Genomic DNA, 8050 nt, shown 5'->3' with positions numbered 1-8050 from the left:
TAAAGCCAACCAAAATTCATCTCCCACCTACTCATTGGGCTTTAGCCCTTCCCATTCCTTGAGGATGGGAGACTTCTTTCGGAAATCCGTTAAAAGGAGATTAAAATCACCTGTTGTAATGATGCCGAGTTTTTTCCTTAGGAAGATAAGCTGTTGATAATGATAATAGATGGAATGTTGATCAGTTAATGCCTGCGCTACATTGATTTCCCGATATCGCGGATTTGCCTTAATCCAGGACTTCCCATGGGTAAATCCAGCGTTTAATTGATTACTCCACTGCATTGGAGTCCTGGCATTATCTCTCCCTTTGGCATAGATTGCCTTCATTATCTCATTATCTGGTATTCCCATCGAATGTTTTTCATTGTACATATTCAATGTTTCAATATCCCTATAATCCTCAATTGTTTGAAATTTCACATTTGTCATCCCTATTTCTTCGCCTTGATAAATATAAGGTGTTCCCTGAAGCATATGTAAACAGGTGGCAAGCATCTTGACAGATTCTATCCGATATTTTTGATCATCCCCAAAACGGGAGACGATTCTTGGTTGATCATGATTATTCCAATATAGACTATTCCAGCCATTTCCATATAATTTTGTTTGCCATTTTTCAATATGTTCCTTAAGCTTAACTAGGTTTAGGGGTCTAATATCCCATTTCTCCTTCGGTCCGCTATCAAGATCCATATGCTCGAATGTAAAAACCATATTTAATTCTTTATTTATCGGATTCGTGTAAATTACTGCATCCTCGGGGCTTGCGCCTGGCATTTCCCCTACGGTAAGAATGTCATATTTCGATAAGACTTCCTTGTTCATTTCCTGAAGATATTCATGGATTTGAGGTCCATTTATAAAATAGGGTCCCCCGTCCCCATAGAGCCTGCCTTCTTTCATTTCCCCATCCAGAAGACCAGGTGCCTTGGAAATGAAGTTTATCACGTCCATCCTGAAGCCATCGATCCCTTTATCAAGCCAGAACTTCATCATCCTGTATATTTCTTTTCTTAATTCAGGATGATCCCAATTTAGATCAGGCTGCTTCCTTGAAAAGATATGAAGGTAATATTGCCGCGACTCTTCATCAAATTCCCACGCTGGGCCGCTAAAAATCGAGCCCCCATTATTAGGTAACTCGCCATTTTCCCATCTCTCCAAAAATAAAAATTCCTGTATGGGTTACCAGGGCTCATTTTTGATTGGATAAACCATTCATGTTCATCCGAAGTATGATTAACAACAAGATCCATAATTATTTTCAAGTTGCGTTTATGTGCTTCGTATAGGAGATTCTCAAAGTCAGCCATCGATCCGAACTCGGCCATGACCTTATAGTAATCACGGATATCGTATCCATTGTCGTCGTTCGGTGAATCATAAATCGGGCTTAGCCATATTACATCAATCCCCAGGTTTTTAAGATAATCAAGTTTCATGGTGATACCAGCAATATCCCCTATTCCATCCCCATTCGAGTCCAAAAAACTTCTCGGATATATTTGGTAGACTACACTCTTTTTCCACCACTCAATTTCATTGCACAGTACATCCATTTAAAATGCTCCTCAAATAAATTTTGTAACAAGAGGCAAAAAGGTTACCAACCTTTTGTAATCCTTTTTAATTTTTTGATTTCGAAAAACAAAGAACCGACCAGACCTCAAGCTTTTCGATATTTACTTCGAGCATAAACCCATTTGAACCCTTTACTTTTTTAGGTTTGAGTTCGATTGGCTGGCATTCATTTGAATCCGGTGTTACAAAGAATACTCCCTGGACATTTTCTTCCATTAGAACTCTCACTTTTACATTTGAAATCGGAACTGGCGGACTTTCTTTCGCTGTGTTCCACAAGTTATCCTTATAATTGCTGAGGTTAAGGAGGTGGATAACCAGGAAACGTTTGTTTTCCTTTACAATCGTCCATACAGTTCCTGCTTCACCTGAAGGGGAAAATCGAATATTCTTCCCTTGAAATTCAATTTCATTATCGCGGCCTATCTCATTGTTGTATCCTCCTGTATGCGTATAGGAGATATCGACGAATTTCCCGAACAAAAGCTCCTGGTATTGCACGATAAAATCGTAGTAGGACCTTACTTTCCTTTTAAATGTCTCACTCATTTCCCCGTAATTCGGGTAGTACCCTTCGGTAAGGACCTTATATTCTTCTCCAATGAGCAAATGGTAGGCGCCATTTGCGAATATTGTTGCCATGGCAGTAAGAGCTCCGTTCTCAGCTGCTTGCTGGTTGAACCCTTCTTTGCGATGATTAAAGGGTGCAAGATAAGCCGCGAGAATAACTTGTTTGTCTCCAGAGTACTGTTTTGTTTGATCAATGAGGACTTTTAGTTCAGGGTAGGAGTTGATTGGCGACCAAACTTCAATATAAATAGCATCGTGCTTGGCATCTGCAGTCGCATAGGTGGGAAAGTTCCCGACGTTGTTGAAAATGAGACCAACATCCGGGTTAATTTCAGATAATTCTTCTCTTGTTCTGTTAATGAACGGGGCGAAAGTTTCTGACATATCAACTAGATTACCTTGCTGGTTCCATGCCTTTTTTGGGAAACCATATTGGTCCATATGTATCCCATCAAAGCCATATTCTATTACTCTTTTGAACTCATTTATGATATGATCATTCCATTTTGAGTCAGAGGAAATATCCATAATGTAAAAGATATCCACCAAGGAATAGGGAATCCCATCATTTTGGTAAAGCCCCCATTCGGAATGCTTTTCAAAGAAATCTTTAAGAGAAGCGTAGATTGCACCATAAGCAATTGTGGCCATACCTTTTTGATTGGCGTTAAAAATCTTTTCCTTTATAACATCCGAAGACAGCTTTCTTCCAAGCGGATCAGTAAAGTTATTATCTTCCGGCACTAATTGGTCATGTCTGTACATCCAGTCATAAAATTGAACAATGTTAATATGGAGTTTATTAAGAATGTCCAAATCTTTGAGTTTTCCATTTTCTTCGGGATGAAATTCACATAGGAATCCGTATCTTGGTGACTTGTTCCAATGGGAGGCTACATCGAATGCAGAAGACTTTGAATCACTGGTCAAGCCTTCCAAATCGAGTAAATCCACCTTTATTCCAAATCCTGTTTGTTCAAAATCCTGCTTTTCAAGTTCAAAATCTATGATCTCCTCTCCTTGAATTGAATATTTTTCATGAAAAATTATATTATTTAAGTGAGAAATTTCCACATCCAACACTGACCCTGGATGAATTTCTTCCAGTTCAACCCTAAACATCGGTTTCTCACCTGGCTTGAATTGTGCTTTTAAGGGATATAAATCCAGAATTTTCTGTACTTTCAAAACATTTACCCGCCTTTCCGTGGATCAGCCTTTGACCGACCCTGCTGTAAGTCCTTTAATAAAATGCTTTTGAAGCAAAACGAATGCTAAAATAACTGGAAAAATCGCAAATAAAGAGGCAGCAAAGACCAATCCCCATTGGGTTTGATGAGCGCCATGGAAAGTAGCAATCGCAACGGGCAAAGTATATTTTTCTGGTTCATTAATCGAAATGACTGCCCACACAAATTCATCCCAGCCAAAAAGAAAAGTGAAAATAGCGACTGTTGCCAGTGCCGGCTTCGAAAGTGGTAGCACTACTTTGAAGAAAATAGTAAAGAATCCGCCGCCATCAATCCTCGTAGCATCCTCAAGTTCCCTAGGAATCCCTTCAAAAAAACCACGAAGCAAAAATGTATTGACCGCTATATTCATGGCCACATAAACAAATACAAGTCCCCACAAATTATTCAACAACCCAAGATTTTTTGCTAAGATAAATTGCGGAATAATCAACATCATTCCCGGAATCATGAGAGTAAGCAAGATGATCATGAACAGAAACCTTTTGCCCCTAAAATGAAATCTAGCAAAAGCAAAGGCAAGCATGGAAGATGATATCAGGACGATAACAGTTGTTAAAACCGATACAAAAACACTATTCATAAAATATCCTTGGAAATTATTCGAATTCCAGGCATCTGAAAAGTTTTGCAATGTCGGATCAGTAGGTATAAACTTTGGCGGTACTTCAAATACATATGTTTGTCCTTTTAGGGAAGTCGACACCATATAAAGAAATGGGATAGTTGTAATTGTAGCACCAAGTAAAAGGAGGACATATACAACGGTTTTTAATAAAAATTTTTGTTTTCTCATCTTCTCCTCCTACATATCTACAGGTTTATTAAATATTTTCATTTGCACGGCACTAATAATGAATATAATCGCTCCCAAAATATAGGATAAAGCAGCTCCATAACCAAAGTTAAGATTTCCAAAGCCCTGATTATACATATAGGTTAGTAGCACCTCGGTCTTCTGGAGCGGTCCCCCACCAGTGATGAGGAGAACGGAGATAAAGACATTAAATCCCCCGATGATTAGCATGATGGAAATAAATGCTATGGTCGGCTTTAAAAGCGGTAGAGTCACCTTGAAAAAGAAGTGTATAGGACTAGCGCCGTCTATTGTGGCTGCCTCCTTCAAATCCTCCGGAATATTCTGTAGGGCCGCCAGGAAAATTACCATTGACCATCCCACTCCTTTCCAGATACCTAAAAGCATTATGACTGCCAATGCAGTACCCGGCTCCTGAAGCCAGTTGATATAGGAAGGAATAATATGCAGGAAATCTTTTAATATATAATTGATTAACCCTGCCTGGCTGTTGAACAGGTACTTGAATAATAGTGATACAACTACCCAGGAAGTGATGACCGGTAAATAATACAGTGTACGAAAAAAAGCTTTGCCTTTAATACTCTGGTCAAGTAGCACCGCAACGAATAACCCTAGTACCATTTGGGATGGAACGGTTACTGTGGTATAAATGATGCTGTTTTTTAAAGACGTCCAGAAAACCGGATCTTTCATTGCCTGTAAATAATTATCAAAGCCGATAAACTCGCTTTCACTTGGCATTAAGATATTCCATTGGTAGAAGCTCATTTGCAGTGCCTTCAGTATTGGGTAAGTATTGAAGGCTAAAAAGAAAAACATAGCCGGGAGAATAAAGAAAATAACTTGTTTTGAACGATATAAATCTTTCTCCATGTATTCCAGTCCCTTTCTTTATCTTTAAACTACAGGGGAGAGCCTTGTAAAGAGAATCTCTCCCCACCAGTCTTATTGGGCCAAGATGGCATCAACTTTCACAGTTGCTTCATCCAAGGCATCTTTTGGAGATTTATCGCCTCGCAAAGCATATTGAACCGCCTCGGAAATCGCAGTATCAATTTTGTTCCACTCAGGATGCGGTGTGCGAGCTTTTGCTGTTTTCAACTGTTCCATAAAAATTCCATAATATTCGTGATTTTTCATATAATCACTTTCTGCCAAATCCTGCAGGACTGGAATTTGTCCTACATCAGCCATTGAAAGCTGTGTGTCCTTGGAAAGCATGAAACGAATGAAGTCAGCAGCTTCCTGTTTATTTTTAGATTGCTTAAACAGCACAATGTCTTCTCCGCCAACTACCGATACAGACCCACCCTTGCCTTCTGGTATTAAGGACATTTGAACCTCAAAGTCTGGGTATTGATCCTTGAAAATCGGTACCATCCAAGGTCCATCTAGGATCATTCCATATTTCCCTTGCGCATATCCATCGGCAGTACCTAATCCTCCTCCAAGGATTGAAGGACCCAAATTACCTTTTTTATTCAACTCAACCAATTTTTCAAGGAATTGCACACTCTCCGGGCTATTCAAATAGCCTGTAGATTTGGTCATGTTTTCGTCAGTAACTCCCCCTCCAGCGCTCCATAATAGGGGCAGTACATTCCATCCTCCTGTTCCTCCCTCTGCATATCCCCATTCTTTTCCCTCTTTAGAGAGCTTTTCGATAGTTGTATAAAATTCATCCAGCGTTTTTGGAGGAGCAGTTATACCTGCATCATCGAACATTTTTTTATTCCACATAAGAACACGTGTATTCGTATCAAGCGGCAGGCCATAATAATGGTCCTTCCATTTATTCGGGCTCAATGTACCTGGAAAAACACTATCTTTATAAGTGTTGAAATCATCCATCAATTGGTCAAGAGGCTCAAGAGCATCCAGCTTTGCAAGCTGAGGAACCCATGCCAAGTCTGCCCTGATCATATCAGGGGCCGTACCACCCGAAATAGACGTAATCAACTTTTGATAGAATTGATCGTACGGAACAGCTACTGACTTGATTTTTACTCCTGGATGTTCCTCCTCAAAATTCGGGATAACATTTTCTTCAAAATGCTTTGCTTCCACAGGATTATAGCCGTGCCAGAATGTGAGTGTGACCTCTTTTTTTTGTGCGTCCGCTTCCTTCTGTGTTTCGTTAGTAGTTTTTTCGCCAGAACATGCAGTTACAAAAAGGAGCAGAAGTACCATAATTAAACTTAACAAATGTAAACGCTTACTAAACATTCAATAACTCCTCCTAATAAATTCATTTATTTATAGATTGGAATTTTAAAGAATTCATCCAGAACAAGTGCACAGGCTCCAATTAACCATGCATCATCTCCAAGATCAGAAAAAAATAAATCCAACTGTTTCGGGTGCTTAACAAAGAAATGAGTATTCAGTTCTCTCTTGATCCCTCTTATCAGATATTCAGAGTGATCCAATCCTTCCATACCCAAAATGATGGCGCCAGGATTAAATAGATTGACCATATTTTTTAAACCGATACCAAGGTTTTCACCTTGTCTAATTAATATTTCCTTTGCATAATAATCTCCAGCTTCTGCTTCACGGGATACAGACGACAAGTTGATATTCTTATATTTGACAAGTTGGGAGTCTGCCCCAAGTGATTTTAACCGGGCAATTTCACTTACTAGATAGTGGTCTGATGCGTACATTTCCAAGCATCCTCGTTGGCCGCAATAACATGGAGTCCCTTCTCTCTGGATAATGAGATGACCCAGTTCTCCGGCTCCTCCAAACTCTCCGCGATAAATTCGCCTGTCTATGACAATGCCTGCCCCTATCCCTATACCCACCGTTACTCCAATAATTGTATGGTTTTCCTTCCCGATTCCTCTCCAAAGATGAGCAAGAGTAAAGACGTTTGCATCATTTTCCAAAAAGACTGGGATATTGAATTTTTCCTCTAAAACCTTAAATTTGATATTCTCCCAACCTACTATTGGCGAATCGATAATAGTAAGTTTTCCTGAATCCACCAAACCGGATGCAGCTATCCCAATTCCCAAAAACTCAATACCAGTATAAAGTTCATAAATTTTTTCTATTTCGGTGATAATCAATGAAGTGATATCTTGTGCGGTTAATTTCTGCGGAAAGAGAATGGTCTGTTTATAATCTAACTTGCCATTCAAGTCTGAGGTGCTTATGAGTAGACGTGTGTTTTCAATCTTGATGCCAATTGCTTTTTTGGACATTCCCTTTAGTGTTAGTAATACTGGCTTTCTTCCACCATTGGAATTACCGGATCCTACCTCACAAATCAACCCTTCGTTCATGAGTTCACTGATAATGTTTGTAATTGTTGATAAACCCAATTCTGTATTGACGGATAAATCCGTCCTGGATATTGGCCCCTTCAGCCTAATTTCATCTATTACCAGAGATCTGTTTAATTCCTTAATGAAATCCTTGTTTCCCCTTCTGATTATTTGGTTCATATTCCTCCTCCAGCTAAGTTTATTCCTTCAATGAGCGAATAAACTTTATAAAAATTTTTTGTTCCAAGAATTTTTTTGTGACACTTGGTACACTTTTATAATAACTTTATTCATTGAACGAATCAATGTCTTAAAATAAAAATATTTCGACAAAAAATTTTGACAAGAGTATTTTTTTAGATACTATTAAAAACCTATTTTTATAAACAGTTAGGAAGTGAGTAATAACAATATCAGATTTTAGAACAGCATCCAAACTTAATTTATGACTGTCACGAGCTGTTTATGACACTCTTAAATTTCCGAAAGTTGACGGTATTGCCTGTCCAGAATTAGTCGATTATAATGTCCATATATAATTCGAAACATTTCGA

Annotated in this window: 5 protein-coding genes and 1 pseudogene; all 6 read right to left on the bottom strand. The window is 38.8% G+C overall.

Going from position 1 to position 8050, the window contains the following annotated elements:
* Window positions 1–90: 90 nt before the first annotated feature.
* Window positions 91–1562 (bottom strand): annotated as a pseudogene (locus J2S25_RS20105) (alpha-glucosidase); the annotation flags it as partial.
* Between the two features lie 67 nt (window positions 1563–1629).
* On the bottom strand, window positions 1630–3342 hold the full coding sequence (locus tag J2S25_RS20100) for a glycoside hydrolase family 66 protein (protein WP_307192692.1): 1713 nt from the start codon (window positions 3340–3342) through the stop codon (window positions 1630–1632).
* A gap of 24 nt (window positions 3343–3366) precedes the next feature.
* Window positions 3367–4200 (bottom strand): carbohydrate ABC transporter permease, encoded by an 834-nt coding sequence (locus J2S25_RS20095; protein ID WP_044394510.1) that lies wholly within the window; start codon window positions 4198–4200, stop codon window positions 3367–3369.
* 9 nt (window positions 4201–4209) lie between these two features.
* Window positions 4210–5097, bottom strand: coding sequence for a carbohydrate ABC transporter permease (locus J2S25_RS20090; protein WP_044394511.1), 888 nt, complete (start codon window positions 5095–5097; stop codon window positions 4210–4212).
* Window positions 5098–5169: 72 nt separating this feature from the next.
* Window positions 5170–6450, bottom strand: a complete 1281-nt coding sequence (locus J2S25_RS20085; RefSeq protein WP_044394512.1) for an extracellular solute-binding protein — start codon at window positions 6448–6450, stop codon at window positions 5170–5172.
* A 26-nt stretch (window positions 6451–6476) separates the two neighbouring features.
* A complete protein-coding gene (locus tag J2S25_RS20080) occupies window positions 6477–7676 on the bottom strand; it encodes an ROK family protein (RefSeq protein ID WP_044394514.1) in 1200 nt (399 codons plus the stop codon).
* Between the last annotated feature and the right edge of the window lie 374 nt (window positions 7677–8050).

It is taken from the genome of Mesobacillus stamsii, from assembly GCF_030814065.1.
Lineage (GTDB): Bacteria > Bacillota > Bacilli > Bacillales > Cytobacillaceae > Mesobacillus > Mesobacillus stamsii.
Note: the sequence above shows the minus strand (reverse complement) of the source record. Positions and strands in the feature narration are given on the sequence as shown.